This is a genomic window from Pseudoalteromonas sp. NEC-BIFX-2020_015 (genome assembly GCF_012952265.1).
GTDB lineage: Bacteria > Pseudomonadota > Gammaproteobacteria > Enterobacterales > Alteromonadaceae > Pseudoalteromonas > Pseudoalteromonas neustonica.
Genome location: NZ_JABCJL010000015.1, coordinates 53,680 through 77,825, shown reverse-complemented (window position 1 = coordinate 77,825; position 24,146 = coordinate 53,680). Strand labels below are relative to the sequence as shown.

General features: G+C 39.0%; 25 protein-coding genes. 7 read left to right on the top strand and 18 right to left on the bottom strand.

The features are described 5' to 3' along the window. Positions 1–59 precede the first annotated feature (59 nt). From HH219_RS12695 to HH219_RS12680, 4 genes are all read right to left on the bottom strand, one after another. A complete protein-coding gene (locus tag HH219_RS12695; RefSeq protein ID WP_169327667.1) occupies positions 60–593 on the bottom strand; it encodes a GNAT family N-acetyltransferase in 534 nt (177 codons plus the stop codon). A gap of 3 nt (positions 594–596) precedes the next feature. Continuing rightward, entirely contained in the window at positions 597–1,943 is a 1,347-nt protein-coding gene (gene astB / locus HH219_RS12690) for an N-succinylarginine dihydrolase (protein WP_169327666.1), read from the bottom strand. An 831-nt stretch (positions 1,944–2,774) separates the two neighbouring features. Further along, positions 2,775–3,785, bottom strand: a complete 1,011-nt coding sequence (locus HH219_RS12685; RefSeq protein WP_169327665.1) for a zinc-binding alcohol dehydrogenase family protein — start codon at positions 3,783–3,785, stop codon at positions 2,775–2,777. A 98-nt stretch (positions 3,786–3,883) separates the two neighbouring features. Further along, positions 3,884–4,315, bottom strand: a complete 432-nt coding sequence (locus HH219_RS12680) for a MarR family transcriptional regulator (protein ID WP_169327664.1) — start codon at positions 4,313–4,315, stop codon at positions 3,884–3,886. A 128-nt stretch (positions 4,316–4,443) separates the two neighbouring features. Between HH219_RS12680 and HH219_RS12675 the strand changes: the two genes are divergently transcribed. From HH219_RS12675 to HH219_RS12660, 4 genes are all read left to right on the top strand, one after another. Continuing rightward, positions 4,444–4,872, top strand: coding sequence for an organic hydroperoxide resistance protein (locus tag HH219_RS12675; RefSeq protein WP_169327663.1), 429 nt, complete (start codon positions 4,444–4,446; stop codon positions 4,870–4,872). 374 nt (positions 4,873–5,246) lie between these two features. Beyond that, positions 5,247–5,534, top strand: a complete 288-nt coding sequence (locus HH219_RS12670) for a hypothetical protein (RefSeq protein ID WP_054204126.1) — start codon at positions 5,247–5,249, stop codon at positions 5,532–5,534. Positions 5,535–5,555: 21 nt separating this feature from the next. Next, a complete protein-coding gene (locus tag HH219_RS12665; RefSeq protein ID WP_169327662.1) occupies positions 5,556–7,166 on the top strand; it encodes a PepSY-associated TM helix domain-containing protein in 1,611 nt (536 codons plus the stop codon). A 124-nt stretch (positions 7,167–7,290) separates the two neighbouring features. Further along, positions 7,291–9,411, top strand: coding sequence for a methyl-accepting chemotaxis protein (locus HH219_RS12660; protein WP_169327661.1), 2,121 nt, complete (start codon positions 7,291–7,293; stop codon positions 9,409–9,411). Between the two features lie 66 nt (positions 9,412–9,477). Here HH219_RS12660 and HH219_RS12655 read toward each other — a convergent pair whose 3' ends face one another. Beyond that, positions 9,478–10,068 carry a TetR/AcrR family transcriptional regulator gene (locus tag HH219_RS12655; RefSeq protein ID WP_169327695.1) on the bottom strand — a complete coding sequence of 197 codons (591 nt, stop codon included), beginning with the start codon at positions 10,066–10,068 and terminating at the stop codon, positions 9,478–9,480. A gap of 108 nt (positions 10,069–10,176) precedes the next feature. Here HH219_RS12655 and HH219_RS12650 point away from each other — a divergent pair, with 108 nt between their 5' ends. Beyond that, positions 10,177–10,719, top strand: a complete 543-nt coding sequence (locus HH219_RS12650; protein ID WP_169327660.1) for a carboxymuconolactone decarboxylase family protein — start codon at positions 10,177–10,179, stop codon at positions 10,717–10,719. A gap of 68 nt (positions 10,720–10,787) precedes the next feature. Here the strand turns inward: HH219_RS12650 and HH219_RS12645 are convergent, their stop codons facing one another. After that, positions 10,788–11,315 carry a hypothetical protein gene (locus HH219_RS12645; RefSeq protein ID WP_054452261.1) on the bottom strand — a complete coding sequence of 176 codons (528 nt, stop codon included), beginning with the start codon at positions 11,313–11,315 and terminating at the stop codon, positions 10,788–10,790. A 49-nt stretch (positions 11,316–11,364) separates the two neighbouring features. Here HH219_RS12645 and HH219_RS12640 point away from each other — a divergent pair, with 49 nt between their 5' ends. Both HH219_RS12640 and HH219_RS12635 read left to right on the top strand, forming a co-directional pair. Then, positions 11,365–11,724 carry a DUF1294 domain-containing protein gene (locus HH219_RS12640; protein WP_169327659.1) on the top strand — a complete coding sequence of 120 codons (360 nt, stop codon included), beginning with the start codon at positions 11,365–11,367 and terminating at the stop codon, positions 11,722–11,724. Between the two features lie 44 nt (positions 11,725–11,768). Next, positions 11,769–12,971 carry an iron-containing alcohol dehydrogenase gene (locus tag HH219_RS12635; protein WP_169327658.1) on the top strand — a complete coding sequence of 401 codons (1,203 nt, stop codon included), beginning with the start codon at positions 11,769–11,771 and terminating at the stop codon, positions 12,969–12,971. Between the two features lie 79 nt (positions 12,972–13,050). On the opposite strand, the gene HH219_RS12630 is transcribed toward HH219_RS12635, so the two are convergent. The 12 genes from HH219_RS12630 to HH219_RS12575 all read right to left on the bottom strand — a co-directional run bounded on the left by HH219_RS12630 (position 13,051) and on the right by HH219_RS12575 (position 23,987). Then, complete coding sequence (locus HH219_RS12630) at positions 13,051–14,136, bottom strand: rhomboid family intramembrane serine protease (RefSeq protein WP_169327657.1); 1,086 nt, start codon at positions 14,134–14,136, stop codon at positions 13,051–13,053. Continuing rightward, positions 14,126–14,314: a hypothetical protein gene (locus HH219_RS12625; RefSeq protein WP_169327656.1), complete on the bottom strand. Its 189-nt coding sequence runs from the start codon at positions 14,312–14,314 to the stop codon at positions 14,126–14,128. The genes HH219_RS12630 and HH219_RS12625 overlap by 11 nt, the downstream gene beginning before the upstream one ends. A gap of 98 nt (positions 14,315–14,412) precedes the next feature. Beyond that, entirely contained in the window at positions 14,413–14,757 is a 345-nt protein-coding gene (locus HH219_RS12620) for a PEGA domain-containing protein (RefSeq protein WP_169327655.1), read from the bottom strand. A gap of 523 nt (positions 14,758–15,280) precedes the next feature. Next, the gene (locus HH219_RS12615; protein ID WP_169327654.1) at positions 15,281–15,523 is read right to left on the bottom strand and encodes a hypothetical protein; all 243 of its coding nucleotides are present in this window, start codon (positions 15,521–15,523) and stop codon (positions 15,281–15,283) included. A gap of 49 nt (positions 15,524–15,572) precedes the next feature. Beyond that, on the bottom strand, positions 15,573–15,746 hold the full coding sequence (locus tag HH219_RS12610; protein ID WP_211842126.1) for an immunity protein YezG family protein: 174 nt from the start codon (positions 15,744–15,746) through the stop codon (positions 15,573–15,575). A 52-nt stretch (positions 15,747–15,798) separates the two neighbouring features. Next, entirely contained in the window at positions 15,799–16,647 is an 849-nt protein-coding gene (locus HH219_RS12605) for a hypothetical protein (RefSeq protein WP_169327653.1), read from the bottom strand. Positions 16,648–16,705: 58 nt separating this feature from the next. Next, positions 16,706–17,023, bottom strand: a complete 318-nt coding sequence (locus HH219_RS12600; RefSeq protein ID WP_169327652.1) for a DUF600 domain-containing protein — start codon at positions 17,021–17,023, stop codon at positions 16,706–16,708. A gap of 25 nt (positions 17,024–17,048) precedes the next feature. Continuing rightward, positions 17,049–17,654: a hypothetical protein gene (locus tag HH219_RS12595; RefSeq protein ID WP_169327651.1), complete on the bottom strand. Its 606-nt coding sequence runs from the start codon at positions 17,652–17,654 to the stop codon at positions 17,049–17,051. Between the two features lie 9 nt (positions 17,655–17,663). After that, on the bottom strand, positions 17,664–18,122 hold the full coding sequence (locus tag HH219_RS12590) for a YrhA family protein (RefSeq protein ID WP_169327650.1): 459 nt from the start codon (positions 18,120–18,122) through the stop codon (positions 17,664–17,666). A 3-nt stretch (positions 18,123–18,125) separates the two neighbouring features. Beyond that, a complete protein-coding gene (locus HH219_RS21800; RefSeq protein ID WP_211842125.1) occupies positions 18,126–19,082 on the bottom strand; it encodes an HNH endonuclease signature motif containing protein in 957 nt (318 codons plus the stop codon). A gap of 191 nt (positions 19,083–19,273) precedes the next feature. Next, a complete protein-coding gene (locus HH219_RS12580) occupies positions 19,274–20,134 on the bottom strand; it encodes an immunity 49 family protein (RefSeq protein ID WP_169327649.1) in 861 nt (286 codons plus the stop codon). 13 nt (positions 20,135–20,147) lie between these two features. Then, a complete protein-coding gene (locus HH219_RS12575) occupies positions 20,148–23,987 on the bottom strand; it encodes a contractile injection system protein, VgrG/Pvc8 family (protein WP_169327648.1) in 3,840 nt (1,279 codons plus the stop codon). Between the last annotated feature and the right edge of the window lie 159 nt (positions 23,988–24,146).

Below are 24,146 nucleotides of genomic sequence, written 5' to 3'. Positions count from 1 at the left end.
TTGTTTGTAAATCATTGCGTTGCTATTTTAAACGCAATGATTTTAAAGTGGATGTCATTTTAAAGTAGCGGTTTATAAAAATACACAGTAGCGTTAAGTTCACCTGATGAACTCAGTGCAAACTGTGGTATTTGCCCAGCTTCTATATAATTTAATTTATGATATAAACGTGAGGCTACATCACCTAAACGAGTATCAAGCACCAGCAGTGTTAGTTGTTGCTGTAACGCGCTTTGTTCAAGGGTATTCATCAGTTGTTTAGCAAACCCTTGACCTTGATGTTGGCTGTGCACCATGAGTTTTTCAATTTCACCACGATGTGCGCCATTGGCTTTACTACATAGCGATAATTGCACAGCACCAATCACCTCAGTTCCAACCGTGATAATAAATAACTCACGGTTGTTGTTTAGTAAATCGTTTTCAATACTGTACCAATATTGATCAGCATTTTTGTGGGTTAATGGCGCGATAAAACCAATTGATGCCCCGCAGTTAACACTATCAATGAGTAAATTACTCAGCGAATCTTTAAATTCATGCAGTGAATTTATTTTATAAACTTGAGAGTAGCCAGCGGCGACATCTTGCATTGCTTAAACTTCTAGTTGAAATGGGTAAACAGCGCCTAATTCCAGGTGCTGGGTAAGCTCATCAAGCGCATTATAGCTTTCGATAAGTAAATTAGGATCCGCAAAGTCATCATTGCTGAGTTTGTCGCGGTAGTGTTTATTAGCCCAATCACATAATTGTTGGTACTTGCTATCATTTAAAATGACAGCAGGGTTGACGGCCGCAAGTTCTGGTTGATTTAACGCAACACGCAAACGCAAGCAAGCAGGGCCACCACCATTTTGCATGCTTTGTTTTAAGTCAAAAAATTGCACTTGATCAACGGGGTTGTCAGCCATGATTATTTCTTCAATATAGGAGTTAACGGCTTGGTTATTTTTACATTCATGTGGGGCGACTAATAACATTTTTCCGTTTTTTAGACTAACGAGTTGGCTATTAAATAAATAGCTGGTAACGGCGTCTTGCACGCTTACTTTGGCGGTGGGTACTTCTATAATATGCAGCGTTTTATTCCCCATATAGGCATTTTTTATTTGTTGTAATGCATGCGATTGATTTAAAAAAGCTTGTTGATGGCATAGCAGAACATTGGCATTACCAACTGCAATCACATCATTATGAAATACACCTTGATCAATCACGTCAGGATTTTGTTGGATTATCAATTGGCTAGATGGTTTTAGCTGATGCAGTCGACAAATTGCTTGTGATGCTTCGAGAGTTTGGCGTGCCGGAAACTTACTTGGTTTTGGTAATGCGCTGTTAAATGCGCTGGCACCATACACAAATAACTCAAGTCCTTGTTCGCCATGCTCATCGCCTAAGCGTGTGTGATTAGCTGCGCCTTCATCGCCAAAAAAACCTTGATCGGGCAAGTGAGTGTGATGACTAAAATAATCATCGTTATTAAACATGGCTTTAAGCAAGCGAGTAGTAGTTTGGGGCTCAAGAGAGCGATGAAATTTATTATTTAAATTAGCGGCCGTAAAATGCACTTTGCCGTCAAGTGTATCGGCTGATGGAGACACTGTACCGGCATTGGCAGTCCACATTGATGATGCTGAATAACATGCACGAACTAACACCGGATCAGCTTTGAATGCTTTACTGATCACTTGTTCAGCAGTGCCTGTAAATCCTAAACGGCGCAGCACATTGATATCAGGGCGGGCATGCGGTGCAAATACGCCTTGGGTCAGCCCTAAATCATGCATTGCTTTCATTTTTGCAAGGCCTTGTAACACAGCCTCTTTTGGGTTTGAGTAACTAGCTGCATTGTTGAGCGAAGCTACGTTACCATATGATAAACCGGCATAATTATGAGTTGGGCCAACAAGGCCGTCAAAATTCACTTCTACTGATTTCATTGTCATCTCGTAATTTTAATATCTTGTGTATTAAAACTATACATAAAATAGCCAGTAATAGTTTAATTAAAATGAGCTAATTTTATGCTTTATAAATAACGCGCTCAGGTTAATCATAGTGTTCAGATGCTTCACTGATCGTTAATTGATGTACCGGTAGCTTTTTAGCGCTTAGTCTAAGTGCGGATAGTTATACCCAAGCCACCTCAAGATGCAGTTTCAGTTGGAATTAAAAGCGATTTAAACAAGGCATTGATTGCAAATAATGGTTGTTCCCTTATTAAAATCAATAACGTAGTATAAATCGCTTTTAAACCAACCCGTTGGGCGTTTCACAGGCGCTTACTCTCATCGTTGTTACTTCTTAAAAGGGACTGCCATTCTTGCAAAGTAACGCCTTGATATTAAACACCTGTGAAACGCTGAAGTCTGCATCTTGAGGTGGTTTGGGTATATTTAACATCTCTACGCTCCTTTTCTGACATAGAGTGTGTATCATTAGCATCATGAACATGCCAAACGCTGATGTCTAAGTGCCATAATAAATACAAAAAATTACTCATAGCCCGCTCCTTGTTAACGAGGTGATAAAGTTAAATCCCACACTTTATGTGAGTTAATTTTATATAAGGAAGATCTATGCCAGTACGGAAAATTATTTTTATGATATTAAAATCAAATAATTAGGTTTTTTGGAGAGTAAATGTTTGAGTGTAAGCACTAATATAGTGAAAAGTAATGACTAAATTGCACAATACTGGAGCATTAGAATTTAAATTGTGTGGGGGTTTTTGCACGAAATGGCCGGCTTTCGTGCAAAAAGAAATGTGCTTAAAACCCTTCGAGTACTAGTTTACCGCGTGATTGATGAGACTCTAAAATTTGGTGCGCTTTCATTAAGTTCGCAACGCTGATTTTCCCTAGATGTTGGCCTAAGGTGGTTTTAATAGTGCCGTTATCAACCAGCTGGGCTAATTCAGTCAATAACTGATGTTGCACTATCATATCCTCGGTTTGGAACATTGAGCGGGTGTACATAAACTCCCAATGTAGCGAGATACTTTTGCGCTTAAGCTTTAAGATATCAAAGCTGGCAGGGTCGTCAATTAACGCCAATTTACCTTGTGGTTTGATTATTTTGACTATTTCATCAAGATGTTGATCTGTATGAGTAAGGCTAACGACATAGTCAAATTCCCCAAGGTTTTGTTCAGTGCGTTGTGCATTTAAACCTTTTGAGTGATCAAGTACATACTCAACCCCTAATTCGTTAAGCCACGTAACGCTATCAGCTCTTGATGCAGTACCGACAACCGTTACGTTGGTCAGCTGTTTAGCCAGTTGCACTAAGATTGAGCCGACACCACCGGCAGCCCCAATTACTAACAAAGACGCGGGTTTTGCATCACTGGAGCGAGGTATTTGTAAGCGATCGAACAACAATTCCCATGCAGTAATACTGGTCAGTGGCAATGCTGCGGTTTGGGCATCATTTAAAGTGGTAGGCGCACGACCAACAATGCGCTCATCAACCAGTTGAAACTCTGCATTACTGCCTGAACGAGTTAAATCACCGGCGTAATAAACACGGTCGCCAATATTAAATAAACTCACTTTATCGCCGACTGCTCTTACAATACCCACCGCATCCCAACCAATGACTTTATGACCTTCATCAGGACTTACATTAGCGCGAATTTTTGCATCCACAGGGTTGACCGAAATGGCTTTTACTTCGACTAGCAAATCGTGGTCATGTGCCGTCGGTGTCGGTAGTTCGATAACGGTAAAAGACTGTGTATTAAGTGTTGGTGTTGCTGCTTGGTAGCCGATGGCTTTCATGGGGTAACTCCTTAGTATGTTTATGAGCCCACTATAGCTGATTAATTATTATGAAAAAGAGGGTTGTATCTAAAACACTATCAAATATTTTTTGATAGTTAGCTTAAGTCAGTATTGAGTTTATCAAGCAAACTGATTAGCTGGGCTGCTTCTTGTTCATTAATAGATGGGAATTGGCAGCGAATTTTTTCAGGAATATCAGCAGCCTGTTGTTGTAGTTGTAGGCCGTGAGGTTGCAGCTTAACGACTCGCTTACGTTTATCAGTTTCACCTTTGACCACCGATAAGAGCTGTTTATCGGCCATTTTTTTAAGAATTTGTGTCATTGCGCCACCATCGACCATCGTTTTTTCTAATAGTTGCGCAATACTGACTTTGTCTTCTTCCCAAAGCGCCATCATAACCACATATTGAGGATAAGTGAGATCCAGTTGATTTAATGCATCTCGATAAGCACGTACCACTGAATTTGACGCCATATACAAGCGATGACAAATTTGGTTCTCTAATTTTAATTGTGGGTATTTCATGAATGCTCTCTATACGGCTAGACAATACATTTTAATTTGCACACAAAGTATTTGCAATCATGATTTTTCTGCTTTATTATTTTGCATGCAAAATACTTTAACGTTTAACCTTAAATAAGGAAAAGACCATGAAAGAATTACTACAAGTCGCATATACAGCTAAAGCAACTGCAACAGGTGGCCGTGAAGGGTCTGCAAAATCAGACGATGGCCGTTTAAATGTCGCGCTTTCAACCCCTAAAGGCTTAGGTGGCGATGATGGTCAAGGTACTAACCCTGAGCAATTGTTTGCAGCAGGCTATGCCGCATGCTTCATTGGTGCATTAAAATTAGTAGCGGGCCAGGCTAAAATTAAATTACCTGCTGATACCCGTATTGATTCAGAAGTATCAATTGGTCCAATCGAAGGGGGCTTTGGGATTGCTGTAAAACTGGCTGTATTTGTTGGTGATTTAGATAAAACCATCGCTGAAGAATTAGTCACTAAAGCGCACGAAGTTTGCCCATACTCAAATGCCACTCGTGGTAATATCGCAATTGAATTATCGGTGATCTAAGTTTTGTTAAATTAATTTTAAAAAGGCGCATTTTAAATCAAAATGCGCCTTTTTTACGACCGTTAGTTTATAATCCAGGGCGTTTTACGAACAACAAATAAAGGGTGGTAGCCATGTGGCAGTGTGTTTTTTTGATTTTTTCAATCCTTGGGTGTTGTTTTCTCTACTTAACGAATAAACATCAAGATGCTTTAATTAATACATTGGCTGTTAAACCGTGGCGAATTTTAGGTTATTTTTTTCTATTCGTATCACTACTGGGGTGGCTTTGGTTGTTTACGATTAGTAACGCAATTTTTACTTGGGTTGTAATTAATATGGTCACACTGGGTTGTGCGCCATTGCTAATAAACCGTAGTAGTAAGGCAAAATAAATGCGTATAAAAAAAAGCAACAGAATTGCACCTGATTGGTGGACAAAAACCATTGCCGCCACATTACTAGGGTATTTATTAGCACTGGGGTTAGTTGGCCTATTTGCTTGGTTTGGTCCCGGAGGAATAGACGCAAAGAGTAAAGTACAATTTAATGTATGGCTAACGCCACTAATATGGTTATTAATTGTAAGTTTTAGCTTTTTGTTTAAAAGTGGTTTACGTGCTTTTTTATGGCTATCGGCAAGTAATTGTGTGGTGTATGGCGCGCTGTATTTATTTAAATAGTTTATTTATTAAGGTATGTAGATGAAGATACGCAGCGATGTTTTGCGCATTTATCAATTAATTCATAGTTGGACTGGCATATTCGCAGGGATCATACTGTTTATTGGTTTTTTTGCGGGCTCATTAACTATGTTTAAAGATCAGATAGCGCAATGGGCTACCCCGCCTCATCATGTATTAGCGCCAGTAAAGTTTACGCAGTTAGACAGCTTGATCAGTCAGGCAACCAGCAGCCACGACAAAGCCCGTAGCGGGTTTAGCCTCTATTTAAACGATACAACTCGTTCGCCAATGATGTGGTACGAGCAGGGTACTGCACGAGGTTTAGCGTTAGATAAACAACGACAGCATGCAAGTTTAAATGCACAAGGACAACTGATAACACACCGAGCAGAGCAAGGCGTATTGGCTGAGCTTATTGACCAATTACACCGTAGTGCAGGAATAGCAGGAGCTATTGGTTACCGTATAGCGGGAGAATACGTATTAGGCACTGCCGCAATCGTGTATTTTTTGGCAATTGTGTCAGGCATCATATTTTTACTACCCAGTTTAACTAAAAATTTTTTTGCGATCCGTAAAGATAAAAGCGAAAAACGTTTTTGGCTTGATACCCATAATTTAGTGGGTATAACCAGCTTACCGTTTCATCTTGTTATTAGTTTAACGGTTGTGGTCTTTACTTTTAATAGCCAGATCTATGCAAGCTTAGGTACAGCGGTATATGGCGATCAGCCATTATTTCCAAGGAGCAACACCGTAGCTCACGTTTATCCATTTACAGAGTTACCACCGGTAGCGAAATTTCAAGCAATTGTAGATGAGCAAGCCCCAGGCTATATTATCAAAGAGCTTCGTTTTGTTGGTCTTGATACAGCATGGCCGTTTGCACAACTGGGAATTTATAACCCAACAGCGTTGATGCGCGGGCCAACCACCGACTATATTTTTATGCATCCTTTTACACTTGAAGTAAGCAATAATTCAGCCAGTACAACGGATGATGCAATATGGAATCGCATTGTAGCCAGTTTTTATGCGCTGCACTTTGGTAGCTTTGGTGGTGATATTGGCCGTTGGAGCTATTTTATACTTGGTTTGGGCGGCGCATTTTTATTTTACAGTGGTAACTTATTGTGGCTTGAAAAACGCCGTGTTAAACAACAAAGTGCTGAAAATGTAAAACAAACACGTGCTTGTAGATTAATGGCTGCAGCTACTGTGGGGATGTGTCTAGGATCGATAGCGGGTGTAGCAATCACGATGGTGGTAGCAAAGTGGTTGTATCCGTTGGTAGATAATATAAACCATGCGTATTTATACAGTTACTACGGTGTATTTTTTTCATTTGTGTTTTACAGCTTTTACAAAGGAGCTGCCAAAGCGGGAATTACATTATTAAAAGTATGTATGTTTAGTTGTTTTGCAATCACTGCTACGTCACTTGTAGCAATGTTACTGCCACAACTAGGTTTATACGTTGTAATTAACTTTACGAGTATCGGTGTTGATATTGTTGCGCTTTTAGCGGGGTTTGCGTTTATGTATTTTTATAAAATTACAAAACATCGTGCTCTGTACGGGCCTAAAGACAGCGTATGGGCATTACCTAAGCCGTTATCCACGATTTAATATAAAATATTTACTAATTTATGGTATGAAATCATTAATTAATACTATCTTCCCAATAAATGTAGTTAAATTATTTGTAATTAGACTAGAATATAGACGTAGTTTTAATTAAAGGATAAGTGGAATGCGGCAATTAGCGTTGGCGAAAAAGTTACTATGGCTTACTTTAGGCAGTATTTTTATAACCGTTTTAGTGCTATCAAGTGTGCTTTGGTGGCAACTTTCAAGTAGTAATAAGGTACTTTCAGCACAGGCTGAAACGTTAATAGTGGCTGAAGTAGAAGAAAAGCTAGCAACAAATGCAGCTGCATACGGCGAAAAAATAGCCGGTTTTATTAATGAGGCTTATCGTGTCCCTTTTTCATTGGCTGCTACGCTTGGTAACGAAGCGGCAGACGAAACACTAACCCGTGATTCTGTTGTACAACTTAACCGTTCCATTATTGCTGGTAATTCAATACTTTCATCAATTTATTCGCAATTTGAGGCGAACGGTTTTGATGGTAATGATCAGCAATTTAAAAACGGTTTTGATCATTCGGTCGCAGGTTCAGGTACTTTAGAGATATATTTTACTCGCAGCCGTGAAGGCGTGATTGATCAACAAATTGTCGATGACGCATCAGAAAAATACGTCACAACTAAAAATGAATTTGGCCTACGTGAAGCTGAATGGTACTTGTGTGCAAAAGACAATCGAAAAGCTTGCATAATGGAACCATACCTATACGAAATATCACCGGGTTATTCTGAAATGATGACTTCGTTAACGGTACCCATCCTGCGCTCGGGCAAGTTTATTGGGATCAGTGGGGTGGATATTACCTTACCTGTTTTTCAAACCATGACAGAGCAATTATCAAAAGAACTGTATAACGGTCAAGCTCGGGTTACTTTGTTAAGTTCACTCGATTTGATTGTGGGCAGTAGTCACTACAAAGAAAAGTTAGGTCGTCCACTTAAAGAAGCGGCTCCTGGGAATATTTTAGATGATTACGTTGCGCTGAAAAAGAATGCAGGCGTACTAAAGTCAGGTGATGAATATTTAGTTAACTACCCAATTGACATTAAGCTTGCGGGTAGCCAGTGGACATTGCTTGTTGAAGTACCCATAGAGCTTGCCTTAGAAGGGCCGCAAGCGCTTAGCGCAAGTATGCAAGATAATGCTAATACGTTAGGCGGGCTTATACTCGTGTCTGGTTTAGTGATTGCTGGGGCTGCATTTATTATCATGACGTTAGTGATCAAAAGTATTGTTGCGCCACTTAAGCAAATTCAACAGCGAGTTGATAATTTAGCCAGCGCTGAGGGCGATTTAACGCAAACATTATCTGTCGATACTCATGCTGAGTTAATGGCCTTAGCAACTGGCTTTAATGCATTTTTAGAAAAGCTACGCGATATGATTGCTCAGCTCAAAGATGTGTCAGGCCAAACAAAAGATCAAGCGCAAATTGCAGCGCATGTTGCCGTAGATACAAAGCAAAATGTACAAGCGCAATTTCAAGAAATTGAAAGCGTAGTGACTGCCATGAATGAAATGAGCGCCACGGCATTGGAAGTGGCTCGTGCATCTGAGCAATCGGCTCAGCAAGCTGATGAGATTAATAGCTTAGTTGTTAGCAGTGAAACAAGTTTGTCGTCTGCAGTAACGCAAGTTAAAACAATGTCTGAAGAAATCAAGCAGGCTAACCAAGCAGTTGAAAAAGTAGCGGCAAGAAGTAACGATATTACACAAATTTTAGATGTTATTCGGACTATTTCGGAGCAAACAAACTTACTTGCTCTTAATGCCGCAATTGAAGCTGCACGTGCTGGTGAACAAGGCCGAGGGTTTGCTGTAGTTGCTGATGAGGTTCGTGCGCTAGCATCGAAAACGCGTGCATCAACAGATGACATAAGTGGCCTAATTGATAACCTACAGTTAGAGGTGGGTAATGCATCAACCGTAATTGAAAAAGGGGTAATTCGTGCCCAAACGGCAGTTGATGAAACGACAGTCGCATTTGATGCATTGCACAGTGTTGTTGTTAAGGTTGAAGAAATAACCAACCAAATTACACAAATAGCGACAGCTGCAGAAGAGCAAAGCTCTGTGACTGAGGAAATCAATCGGAATTTAACGCTCATATCTGATGCAGCATCACAATTAGCTGATTTATCAACGCAAGCGGGAGACGGTAGTCAAATGCTGAATCAACTCGTTGCACAGCAAGATGATGCATTGAATAAATTAAAGACTTAAACCCGCCAACAGGTGTTTTAGATCTTAATACAAAAATGTTGAGATCTAAAACACACTGCTTTTATGCTATTTTAACAGCTGTAAAGATAGAAACATTTGCGCTATTAGTCCCGCAGCTAGCCTATTTGAATTTGGTCTATTTAAATAACTACGCAAGCCAGTAAATTGTATTTGAAAAAAACGCGCATATTCAAGTGCTGTTAAATCCTCATCGAGCTCACCTTGGCGCTGTGCTTTTGTAAAAATAATACTTAAGAACTCTTCGAATTGACCTAACAAATTTTGACTTAATGTTTTTAGCGTTGGTTGATCGTCACCAAATTCGCTATTTGCTTTAATAAGCATGCATAAGTTGCTAGGAGTATGATGCTGGTCTTCAATCAATACCTGCGTTACAAACATTGTCAACCCATCAAGCACTTTTGAGTGTGCAGCTAAACAGGTATTTAACTTGTTTTGCATTTGCAATGCGTAGTCTTTTAATGCTTCGCAGTATAGACCTTCTTTAGAACCAAACGCAGCATAAATGCTACCTGGGCGCATGTTTATTGCATCTTGTAGGTCGCGGGTTGAAGTGGTGTTAAAGCCTTTTTGCCAAAATAATTGGCTGGCAGTGCGTACAACCGCATCACGCTCGAATTTAACTTTATTGACCATCATCATCACCTTCTTGAACGAATGCTCAATTTTAACTTGAACAATCGCTCAAAATCAAATAGTCTAGATCAGGTAAATACATTTAAATGACAACTTTGGAGTTAAATAATGACCGATTTTACTTTATATACTCAAGATAACGCACCTGAAGCCGCAAAACCTTTACTGACTAAATCAGTCGCTGCATTTGGTATGTTACCTAATTTACATGCTGTAATGGCAGAGGCGCCAACTTTGCTTGAGGGCTACCAAGTACTGCATGAACTATTTCAAAATACGTCGTTTAACGCTGAAGAGTTAACCGTGGTTTGGCAATCTATAAATGTCGAACATGATTGCCATTATTGCGTACCAGCACACAGTGCGATTGCTGCGGGCATGAAAGTTGATCAAAGTATTGTTGATGCATTGGTAAATAAAACACCGTTAGCAGACACTAAACTTGAAGCACTTCGCGAGACAACGTTGGCAATGACGCGTAGTCGTGGCGTAATAAGTGATGAGCAAATAGTTGCCTTTTTTGCTGCAGGTTATGCTAAGCAACAGTTATTGGAAATTATTGTAGGTTTATCACAAAAAGTAATGAGTAATTACACAAATCATCTGGCAGATACCCCAATCGATGCACCATTCAAAAAGTTTGTAAAATAATCAGTTGCTTTTACAGCGCAGACTTTCCTGCGCTGTATCTTGAGGTGGTTTGGGTGTAGTATTTAAAGTTATTTAAAAATAACCTGCTTATCACTACGCGTGTATATACGCTTTTCAGGTTTAGTCCACTCACCTTTTTTTAAATAAGAAGTCGACACTATAAACTCGCCGTCTTTATAGTCACTAATAGATTTAACTTTAGTAATCCCTTCTTTTGATCCTGTTACAGTTTCGTATGCAACAAACTGTGTTGGGCTCAATACCTTCATAGTACCTTTAGTGTAAAAGCCTGCAGTAGTGAAATAATAAAATACCAGTGACTGTTGCTCACGATCCCAAAAAATCATCGACTCGCCACCGTACTCACCTTTGTTTATCGAGTGTTTGGTATGAATTGCTTGCCCATTTAACGCACGTTCCCATATACCTACATCTTGAATTTTTGGTTTGTTATCAGCAACCTTGAAATCAGCTTGCCATGTACCAAGGTAAGGTTTAAATACTGCTAGCTCAGGGGCTAGCTCGCTAGGTTGGGCGTGAGCAAAAAACGCCAAAGTGAGAAGAAAGGTTAAGGTAAGTGTTTTTATATATGACATAATTAGCGCCTTTAGTTGTTATTCTTTGCATAGTATAGGCGATAGTTCATTGATTAAAAAAATCTTAGTTATTTTTTCGAGTAGTTTTTTGTGTGTGTTAGTACTAGGCGGCTTGCTTGGCTATTGGGCTGCAATTATAAGCTGTGCGTATGTTCTAATGACGGTTATAACTATTTGTGTTTATAAATGGGATAAGCGTTTAGCGATAGACACGGCAAATCAAACACTCAGAGTACCTGAACGTAGTTTGCATATTTTAGCGTTAGTTTGCGGCTGGCCAGGGGCATTGATTGCACAGCAATGGTTTCGGCATAAATCACAAAAGCGTTCATTTATTGTTGTGCTGTGGCTAACCATTTTTATAAATATTAGTGTGTTAGGTGCGGCGTATTACTGGCAATTTATTTAAATTGCTGCATTATCAGGTTATATAAAAATAAAAAGTTAAATATTATGCATGTTTTTTACCGCTGTTATCACTTTATTTTAAAATGTATTGTCATTTTCATTGGTATACCTCACCCACGTTTATATCAAGGTTATTCGGGGCTAGAGCAATGGGCAGCCCAATGGAATAGCGAAAAACCTGTGTTAGTCGTCAGTGACGCGACCTTACAAAAGCTTGGCGTGCTTAAGCAGACACTAGCGCAACTTGACGAGAAAAAAATAACTTGGCATTTATATACTGATGTTGCTCCAAATCCTACCATAGACAATGTTGAGCATGGCCTTGAAATGTATATAGAACATCATTGCACAGGCATTATTGCCATTGGTGGGGGCTCGGTAATGGACTGCGCTAAATTGATTGGAGCACGTGCCGTGAGGCCTAGTAAATCGGTAAAACAATTAAAAGGGCTTTTTAAAGTACTTAAATCTTTACCGCCTTTGTGTGCTATTCCAACAACAGCAGGAACAGGCTCAGAAACCACTGTTGCAGCCGTTGTTAACGACCCTAATACCAAAACAAAGTATGCCGTAACTGATTTTTCATTGGTGCCAAGTGATGCGGTTTTAATTGGCGAACTAACACAAAGTGTGCCTGACTTTATTACAGCTGCAACGGGTATCGACGCGTTAACGCATGCCATCGAGGCGTATATAGGGACTATTGGCTTAGCATTTAGCAATGAAAAATCACTCCAGGCGATAGATCTTATTTTAAAAAACCTTAAAGTTGCTTATAACGAAGGTGATAACTTAGTTGCCAGAGAGCAAATGTTACTGGCCTCTTTTTACGCTGGACAGGCATTTACCCGTACATCGGTAGGGTATGTACATGCTATCGCGCATCAATTTGGCGCGCAATATGGCACCGCACATGGTTTAGCTAATAGTGTACTATTAATGCCCGTTTTGAGGTTTTATGGCAAAGCAATATACCTTAAACTGGCTGAGATTGCGGATTATTGTAAGTTGACACAGCCCCAGCAAAGTACTGAGCAAAAGGCGTTGTTATTACTTAAAACGTTTGATGATTTATTAGCATCTTTAGCCATACCGAAAACGTTACCTGAGATAAAAGTAAACGATATATCGGGTATCTCACAAGCGGCAATGAAAGAAGCGCATCCAGATTATCCCGTGCCAGTATTTATGAGTCATTCACAATGTGAAGCAATTGTTCTGCAATTAACTCAGCAATCAAGTCAGTAATAGGCTTTAAGCGTATGAGTTTGGCAAGAAGCGTCGTTCCTGCAAGAGAAAATTGCAGGAACGAATTCACGAAATTAAATCAACGCCTTAGCTGAGCCTCAGGCTGGTTTAGTAAATTAATAACTGGATTTTGTTCAATTATTTTTGATTTTAAAGCAAAGCCAATAATTAAGCCTGCAATAAAGCCACCAATATGAGCGCCATAGTCAACACCATCTGGCGCAGAGATCATGCCAAAAATATTGATCCCTAACCAAATTACAAAAAACCAAACCGCAGATAACTTTTTCTGATAAATGATGATCATAAAGGTTAAGCTTGCGTGCCTAAACCACATTAAATACATACCAAATAAACCAGCGATAGCACCGCTTGCCCCTACACTTGGAATTGCTGAATTTGGATCAACGATAAAGCTAGCAAAAGACGCCGCCAAGCCACAGACCATATACCACATTAAAAACTTTTTATGGCCTAATACGTCTTCTAGGTTATCGCCAATAATGTATAAAAAGTACATATTACCGATAAGGTGCATTACTGAGCCATGTAAAAACACACAGGTAATCACGCTCCATAAATGTTCGCCTTGAGAAATCTTACTTGGGTTCATGGCAAACAGTTCGAGTGTGGTGCTGAATGCGGTGGTATTAAAAAAATACAAGGCAAAAATAATGGCATTGAGAGCAATTAAACTGCGTGTTACCCACGGCGTTTGTTTTGGTTTTAGGTTATATTCAACCGGCATTTGCGTTAAAAATTGAAACAGGTAAGTTTTCCAACTAACTTTTTGATTTAGCTTGTCTAAGCTCGCTTTAAGTTCAGGGCTATTTTCAACGCTTTCTAATTGATCTTTTTCAATCCAACTACCATCACAATGACGGCACACATCAATTTCTGTATGGAAATCTTCGAGTAAATGAAAACGCTCTAAATTTTTATTACAATCAGGGCAATCTAGTTTGGAGATCCCCAACGACTCACCAAAATGAGTTTCGTATTTATCGCCGATTGGGCCTTCATTGATCTCGGCAATCATTCTATTAACTTCGTTTTTTTCAAACCATAGTCCACCACATTCACGACAAATATCAATTTCTTCACCTTGATAATGCGTCACTTCTAATGGATGGGTAATACAATGTGGACAGCGCTTAGTTGGCATTATTAGTGTCCTTTAATGAGCCAATAATTATATCGTTTTTCTTTAATTCGTTTTGCAAGTTTAATGCACTCGCCTGAAGCTTAGGCAGTGTTTGCAATTCAATAATATCAGTAATTTTATTGAGTTCTTTATTATCGACGGTTTTTAGAACATCAGATATTTTTGGGTTGTGGGTCATTAGGTAGTGATGCCACGGTGAATCGCCTTTTCTAAATCGTTTATAACTTCAACTATAAAGAATGATGGCAAGATTTCACTACTTACCATCAAAAATGTTTAAAGCGCAGTTTGGCTAGCTTCTATTTCATCTAACTCTATAGTTAATATAGTTTTTTTATCAATAGTGATCCATCTTCTATAGGTCAAGTAACCATCTTTACTTACTTCAACGTCATACTCACCTTCATCAAGTTCGATCCCTGCTTTATACTTAGGCCTAATATTCATAATACGAATAAGTGCATCCTCAGGTGATGTAATAACGGTAAGCGAAATTGGGCTAATAGTTTCTTCAACAACAGGGGTTGGTTGCTCAATAGGTTTTTGTGGCTGTTCAACTTTAGAACTTGTAGCACAGCCAGACAGCATTAATATAGCAGCTAATACGCTTAATTTTTTCATAATTACTCCATTAAATTTAATAATAAACATAGCTGTTTATACAGTTTAATTGTCATGAAGATTCACGGAATACATAAGGAAGGTTTGATGTGTATATTATTCCAGTCTTCCATGACTTCAATACTTATTGAGATAATAAATAAGAGCGCATTTTAGTATGTATCAACATAAGGTTCAAATTATAGTTACGAATAATTGTTTTTTTATCTAATTTGTTATGCTTTATGCAATAAAAAGTAGTCTGTGTATATATTAATTACCACTTTAGTTTAGGTTTTAGGTGTATGGGAGGCTAAAGGTATGGGCATAAGGTTTATCTTTAATATAACTCGAAGAGGTGCGTCTTATATACCCAAATCCCCCCCCAAGACGCTCGCATCTTGAGGTGATTTGTGTATGTGCTGCGTTATCGCCTATTTATGGGAACAACCACACACCATAGGCTCTGATTTGCCTAAATATCAAACATAATGCTGTAAAATAAATCACGAAAGGTCAACGCGCCCTTGCAACAGGCTAAGATCTAACTAAGCGTTTTAGTCTCTTTAAATCTAGTAAATCGCTTCCATGCACCCCAGATTAAACAAGCAACAAGCAGAAATACCATGATGTAAAATGCTAAAATAGCTACTTTTATTATCAGCAAACATGCAATCACAAGAGCGAATACGCACACGATACGAATAACTGGGCTTTTGATAAATTTACTTGAAAAAAATAAGGCGGTTAGGCTTAGCTTTCTACGGTTGTTTTTATTAACTTCCATGTTTTATGTTCCTTGGTGTTTTTGTATTAGGGTAATTTACTTGTTTAAGTTAGTGCGCACTTTGTGCAATGATAACGTCATCATCATGATTATCTCGCTCAAAGTCCAGGCTAAATTGACCTTGGTGGGTTATAGTAAAAATAGCGCGCGTCCAGTTTTCAGGTTGGTCTTGGGTGGCATTTTTAAATAGAGTGTTGAATAAATCGACTATTTCGTCTGTCACGGTAATTGGCTGTTTACTTGAGTCATCTGTTGTAAGCCTTTTAAAATCGAGTTTAATTTTGCTGAGCTAGCTGTTTTTCAGATAATTGCTGAATGTCTATTTCAGCTTCTTCAATATAGTCATTGTCACCATAATCTATGGCTAGTTCCAGGCGTTGCTGAAATAGTGCGGTTGATTTTTCAATTTCGCCTAATTCAAATTTAAGCACGGCTAGTTGGAATATGCAGTTAAACTTATTTATAAAAGTATCTTCAGGGCAATCAAAGTCTGTTTTTGACATTTCTTTTAGGTAATATTCAGCATCTTCCATTAAACCAAGTTCGTAACTATTGTTTGCTAAATTATTTAAAATGAGATGTTTTACTTCTTCTAAATCAGGATTACTCAAAATTTCTTTATTAAGCTGCAACGCTTCTTCATATCGCCCAATTTCATGGAAGCAAGCCGCTTTTAATGCAATTAAATTAGACACTTCGTTTTGAGTGCGGTGGTTAGCATTGGCGATCGCTGCTTGTAAGTATTTCAGTGCATTTTGGTGTTCATTAAATTCGCTATAGGATTTGTATAAACGGTGATTTAAAGAAAATACTTGCTCTTGATTTAACTTTTTTAAAGTTGCATTTAATTCTAACGCTATCGTTGAGTGACTAATAATTTCAGACTCATAATCATAGTTCTTAGAGTAAATCATTGATATATAATAATTTGCGTATAGTTTCTCTTCATTTGTATGCGAACTAGCTAATAATTCACTTAAATTCTCTAACATACCAGAAAAGCTAAACGTACATTCAGGGTCTTCCATCGTTTTACCCAACTCGAGGATTTTAGATACAAGGTTAGATTTTTTTGACTTAAATATTTTGTTTAGTAATGTAGAACCCACATTGAGCTTTTTCATTTTATTCATCCTTAAATTTTAAATTGGTTTTCTAATGGATTTACTAAGTAACGAGGATTTAATCATCGTGATTATCACGCTCAAAGTTCAAATTAAACTGGCCTTGGCGCGTGATTGTAAAAATGGCACGCGTCCAGTTTTCTGGTTGGTGTTTAGTGGCTTTATCAAACACTTGTTTGAATAAATCGACTATCTCGTCAGTAACAGCGATTGGATGTTCACTTACGTCATCGGCTGTTTTATAATGCGCTTTGCATTCAAGTACGTTTTCATCTTCGCAATTTAAGTTAAGCTGCGCTTCAAGCCACAGCTCTTTTATTTGTTGATAAAGGTACTGACCAAGTTGTTGGGGGATGTTTTTAATGTCTGGTTGCATGTGCTGTCCTTAGCATTTAATTAGTTTATGTATTCTTTAATATTAACAATTTATCTTTTAACAATAAAATCTGGCAGTTGTTTTTCCACAGTTCATAATAACTACTTAAATTTATTTTAATTTCAAGTAAAGGTGCAGCAATGTACCAACTTAAATAATAGTCATTGTCAATTCCGTACAAGGCTTCAAAAAATGCAAATGTTACTTCATTATCATTTTTCTTTGAGTCTCTAATTAAATCTCCAAACTCATCAAAAAGCCAATAATGTGGAATATCGTCATCTATGTTAGACTCGAACTCAGTAGGCGTTACAAATTTAATTTCAAAATTATCTGTTGCACTTCGGAGTTCATCATCCAGATTTTCTAATAAATCAACTTGTTCTAATATAAAGTTTTTAGCATGAGATATGATTGCTTCATCGCTAATATTAGCTTTTTCTTTGACTTCTTTAATTGATAAAACGTCCTCTATTACTTGAGTTAGCTTCTCTTGTTCAGGAAGAAATTGTGTTATCTGATTAACGTTATTAATTATTCCTTCCTCATGAAATATATAAGTGAAATGGGACTTATTTAAGGTTTCTTTTTTCTTACAAAAAACTCCCCATTGATTTATTAAATTATGCATCGTGTCGTATTAGGTGTTTGATATTACTTTTTCGAGCTCCCCTGCGAGCAATTCTTTAAAAGTAGAAAACTCTTCAAGTCGGTCTAAGGCTATTCTGTCTCTAAGTTGATAGCTGCTTGAGTTGTGATCGTAAGTTAACACGGATGAACTTGTCTCCCCAATAAGGAGAAGTTTTTTCAAATCATAACTTTCAACCTCATGAAATGTTATATTAGCTTCTAATAACTCAGATTTAAAAGGCTCACCGGCGGTTGTATTTTTTGATCCAAAAATTATCAGTCCATTAAACTCCAACCCATTTTTTATATTCAAAAACTCAATAAAACCATCAGGTAAAGGAATGCAATAATTTACTAATATATCAGAGTTTAGCTTATTAAGTTCTTTTCTTGAAATAGGTCCTTCAATAGTATCTCCCCAGCTGGCTATTTGCTTTGATACTTCATCGAGTAAGTTTTGGTAAGTCATATATCAATGTCCTTTCGGTGGGTATAAAAACCCTGGAGGTACAGGGAATTCAATTTCAACAGATTTTCCATATGGTATCTTACTAGTAAGTTCACGTTGTGCATTTGTAATTGTGTAATGTTCAGAGTTATTTCTGATTAATATCAAATTATCAAAATCATTAGTGCCACCATCGTCTAAAGGTATTTTGTGATGAACGTTATAGCCTTTAGGAACATAACCATTTTTGATCATTTGTATCTGTTTTTCAGAAAAGCCAGCTGCTTTTAAAGCTTTAACTATGTTAGGATCTTCAGCCATTGATTTTAGGTAATTTTTCCGGATCGAAGAATCGAATTTTTTCCTTAATTCTCCATAAGCTGTTCTATCACGTCTTTTGTAATTTAACTTTACCACGTCAATATCTTTAAGTAGGACTTTTTGTCCTCTAAAAGTGCCAATGAATTCATTATGAAGAATCTCGTGACCTGAACTAGTTTTTTTAGCTGACACCTGCGTTGTTACGCCTCGGGTGGTACCTGGTTGTAATGTTGCATCGGGCTTAGCAATGTGCTCAATTAACTTAGGTTGTTCAGGCGATACGGTATGCGAGATGGTTTTGTTAAGTTGATCACGTTTGAGTATCTCGGCCGTTTCAACTAATGAGCGATGCGCATTGGCAAGGTGTTTTGATTTACTTGCTGCAGAAGCCGCCGCCCCTGTACCCCCTGTTAACAGCGCTAATAATATCTCAAACGCCATAACACCGGTTAAGCGTTCTTTATCAACGTAAGAATGGGCTTCAATATAATCATAAGGAAAGCGCGCCAGTGCACTGCGTGTTTCATCATCGCCCATTAAGGCAAGTAATAGCTCAAACGCCTGTGATAATGCGCTGGTTGTTTTTTGGCTAAAGGCTAAAATGGTTTCAAGCTCGTGTTTAACAGCTTGTTTATCACCACTTGCAACGGCGTCAATCATTCCAAGGCAGGCCGAATACACACTGATATTGATATCAATCTATTTTACTTAAAATCATGTTGCACAAAGAGAAAAGAATGAGAAGTAAATGAGGGGAGCAACCAAAGGCTAAACGCTATTCTTTAAAAAACTGTAGCGTCTAGCCTTGCAACATCCATGTTGTTAAAGAGCGGGTTTATTTATATGTTCGTTTATTCTGGTTTTGGCGGGTTAACATTGATTAGCCAATCAGGAATATACTCATTTTCAACGCTGAGCTGATAGCCTTTGACTTCTTTAGCGATAATAGCCATTGCGGTTAATGCTAAAGGAATAGCGCCTTCATTGGCGCCTAATTGCTCTTCATCACTGTAATATTCTTGGTGCAGTAATAAGGCTTTCTCCATGGCGCTGTTGTAGGCTTGCTCCCCATTTTCGGTGAAGATGGCTTCGATCACAGAAACTAACGGAAATTCTAAGCGACTGACCAGTAAATATATCTCATCATCTGGGAAATCATCCGGGTTAGAGGTGATATACGCTTGCTCAAGCAGGTGGGCTAAATCGGCGTTTGGATTGAATAGTCCTTTGAGTAAGTCAGCTAATGCATAATCAAACGGTTTGCGTTGGTCACCCAATCGCGCTTTGCTAAACACTTGATTGTCGATGGTGGCTAAAAAATCAATAGCGTCTTGATTACGCACGATAATGGCAGCATACAATGCTTCTAACCACGTAGCGTGTTTAGTACCATAGTCATCCGCTTTACCAATTACCTCTAGGTATTCGTCATCATAAAAAAATGGAAAGGCTTGACCATCATTGGCGTTACTTTGAAAAATACCGTGGCCTAATTGTGATGCGCGTAGCAGGTATAACCAAGCGTGATAGCCATTGGGGTTTTCAATGGCTTCCATGGGGAAGGTGTCTATCAGGTTTGTTTTAAAGCTAAAATGCATTTGGTAACCAGGATTTTTCTGGATCATAGCAATTTCATCTACTTGAAGCCTACCATATAATTTTATTGCTCTTTCATAGCTTCTTTGTGCAAAGCTGTAATGGCTTTTAATCATTTAAAATTACTCCTTAAAATCCGATATCAAAAATTGACACATCAATAACGTCAATTATGCCATTGTCATTGGCTTTTTGTTGTATGCCAATATATTCAATACCCTGTTTTCTTTTTGCAATTCTGAACTCATCCAGCATATCTTCAATCCCCTGAACCTGCTTAGTAAACGCCTCTTCACCGACTTTACCATAGCGAGGGTCTTTTGTGAGTATGCGTAGTTTATCGTTATAATTTTTTATCACTGAATCCATGTACTCAGGAGAGCCTTGCTGGGCACGCTCTGTTCCTGCCATTCTGCTGCCCCATGTTGCATTACCGCCTTTGGCTTCCATGATAAGGACTTTACCATTTTCGGTGACATACACTTGGTCAAACTCACCTTGTTTGCCGTTACCGGGTAATTTGGTGTTTAACGGTTTGGCGTTAGGGTAGTTTTGTTGTACATAAATACGGGCGGCTTCTTCACCTAAATCTTCGCTGGCTAGCCGCATGGCTTTTTGTGCATCTGTTAACGCATCAGCGTCTCCTGCAAGCAATGCGGCGTCACGTTGTGCAACGGCTTTATTACGCGCTGTTTCTAATGTTTTTAAACGTCTTCTTGCGGCTGAGTCTAAGTTGCTGTGTTTAATTTTTAATTTTTGTGACAGGATGTTAAACACATCGATTTGGTCAGATACTGTAACTAACGCGCCATTTTCATAACGCAGTTTAGGTGGTTTACTCCCATCTATGCGCTGTATGATGACTTTACCGTCTGCATTGGTGTATGCACGGTAGTTGCCACGGATATCATCACGTAGGTTTTGTAACAAATAGTCAGCATGGGCTTTGGCTGACACCTGCGTTGTTACGCCTCGGGTGGTACCTGGTTGTAATGTTGCATCGGGCTTAGCAATGTGCTCAATTAACTTAGGTTGTTCAGGCGATACGGTATGCGAGATGGTTTTGTTAAGTTGCTCTCGTTTGAGTATCTCGGCCGTTTCAACTAATGAGCGATGCGCATTGGCAAGGTGTTTTGATTTACTTGCTGCAGAAGCCGCCGCCCCTGTACCCCCTGTTAACAGCGCTAATAATATCTCAAACGCCATAACACCGGTTAAGCGTTCTTTATCAACGTAAGAATGGGCTTCAATATAATCATAAGGAAAGCGCGCCAGTGCACTGCGTGTTTCATCATCGCCCATTAAGGCAAGTAATAGCTCAAAGGCTTGTGATAATGCGTTGGTTGTTTTTTGGCTAAAGGCTAAAATGGTTTCAAGCTCGTGTTTAACCGCTTGTTTATCACCACTTGCAACGGCGTCAATCATTCTAAAGCAGGCCGAATACACACTGATATTGATATCAATGCCCAGGACGATTAAATCGGCGATACCCGTTACAAGGGATTTGGCGCCTTGGTACAGGCCCGTTGCCCTAGCGCCAGTTTCAATCATCCATTGGGTAAAAAAGTCTTCTTGCTCAAAAATGGCATCACCAATCGCGGCTTGCCTGCGAATTTCATCAAGCATGGAGGTAAGGTGTTGATTGAATTCTTTGCGCAATTGAATAAGGCGCTGCTCATCGGCTTGGGTGGTAGCTGATAATGTCACTTGGCTTTTACCTTGCGGTAAATTAGTCAAGGTTGCTACGCCGTTCGCCAGTGAGCCGGTGTGTTCAACGCCATCATTATCAATAATATGGTAGTCAATACCTTCAACGGCGGAGCCATCATCGTAAAAGTATTCAAGTTCAAGCTGAGCTAATGAGCCTGCAGATAGCGTATTGTCACTTAAATCAAACGCGGTGATTTGACTAATACTCGACGGCGTCGTGGCACTTGGACTACTGACGGTTTGTGGACTTTCAATGTCGTAATCAACCGGCCCATCAAAGGTGATGAGGTTACTGTCGAGGGTGAGTATGTTAGTGGCAATGATGGTGGCGTTGCCTTGGCTGTCGAGTTTAATTTCGCCACCGGCGTTATGAATAATTAAATCGCCATCCCCAGAGCCGGTAATGTTAATTGACTTGCTGGTTTGTAAAAAGGTGGAGCCTGCGGCGACATTAATGGTTAAATCGCTGTCTTCAGTTTTTAGTAAAATATCGCTTTGGGCGTTTATTTTAACTGCACGCCCTGACACGAGCGATATTTCTTGGTCGGCTTTTATTGTGGTGTTTTTACCTGAAAAAGTGTGAACCCCCGCACTTTGGTAATTGATATTAGCGCTGTTGGTTGTGTGTTTAAAGTCATTTTTAACATCAATAAATTGATTGTTTTTAATAACAAACTGTACGTTGTTGTTTTCGGTTTCTAGGCACAAGTCGCGACCAGCGTGTAAATTAATAGTCCCGAGTTGGCTGATCCATTCAATAAATTGGCGGCCTGATTGTTTGGCGTTTAGCTCTAGGTAATGCTCGCTGGCGAGTGTTTGTAAAATAACTTTGGGTTGTTGGTCGTCGTCATCAAAAAACAGTTCGTTGTGGGCTGCGCTCAATATTCGGTTATGAGTCGGGTTTGCAGCTGTGACTACGCTGGGTTGATTTGCGTTAAGGGCAAATCCCATAATATAAGTATTGTTAGGATCATTATTTATACAGCCAATCAGGACTTCTGAATCGCCAACTAGTGGAAAATGCCAACCGGTGGCTTGCGCTTGATTTTGGCACGCGTACAAGGCTAGTTTTTGTAGTGCCGGACTTGATTGGGCTGTTGGTCTGGCGGTTTTATCAAAGTCTGCGCGAGCGCGGTACTGCCCATTGTCATCAATAAATGCGCCACCGGTGAGTGATTCAACTTTCGCTGGGAACACCATGGGCTTGGGATCATGAACAGGTGGCAGTGGTTTAAACGCAGTACCACGTTCAATAAATTGGGCCGTGCAGCTGTATTTTGTAAGACCTTCGTGGCTATTTTCATCACTGGGTTGTTCGCTGTTGTGCTCAATAGCAATGCAGAGTAGATCACCACTGGCGGCAGTGCCTGTTTGATCGTCGAGTGAAATAGAGCTACCCGCAAATAAGTCGCATACATTGCCTGTTAGCGTGACCCGTTTTGCAAGGCTTGACAGTGCATTGCTAAAATTTTGCGCTTGCAATGTGGCTTGTGAGTGAGTGGGTGCACATGGCTCAAAAAAAGATTGGCTGTTACTTGCTACAGTTTCAAATTGGCCATAACTATTGCTTATTGCGGCATTATTATGTAGTGATTCACTCACTTGAGCATGCATAAAACCAACAAATTCATGCTGGTATTGATTATTCATACCGGCACTGTTTTTTACCTGCAACACGCCTCGCTCTAAATAAGGGCTATTTAAGTTGCTGTCACTGATCACGAGCGTTTCGCTGGTATTTTTACTTTCAAACCAATAAAACAAGCCATGTTGTGCCAGTAAGCGGTGTAAAAACTGCCAATTACTTTCCATTGCCTGCACGCACTGGGGCATATCAAGCAGTGAATAGCTTATTCTAAAGTCAATTTGTCCTAAGGAATATCCGGCTTGTAATGCTAAATGACACAGTACGTCTTTTAAGTTTGTATTAATAAAAACTTTACTGTTACAGGTGTTTTTTAATGTGCTCAACCGATCTTTTATTATGACGTGATAACGACGTTTTTTGTGCCCCTGATCTTGGTATAGACCTAAATCAGTACTTTGGGTTACAAGACCTGATTGGTGACGATAATAGTTGTCTTTATTTACAAATGTAATTAAAGCCGATTGCAGTAAAACATTATCAAGGGGAGTGTCTGAGAGTGTGTCGAAGATGAGCGAGAACTCAAAGCTGTTATTAAGGCACTCAAATCCTTTTACTTGTGTTACGTTCATTGTTTTATTGTTTAAATCTAACAATAATCGTGATCGAGACATTTCCTTGTCCTCTTCCTTGGTGGATCTATTATCGGGGTAAAATACATCGTTGTATTGTAATAATCAATTTTTAATTTTTCTATTGAAGCGTTTTTTTGAGTTTTAATGATTTTAAATTGTTTTTATAAACTAAATAATAATTTGTTATTATTTTTAACT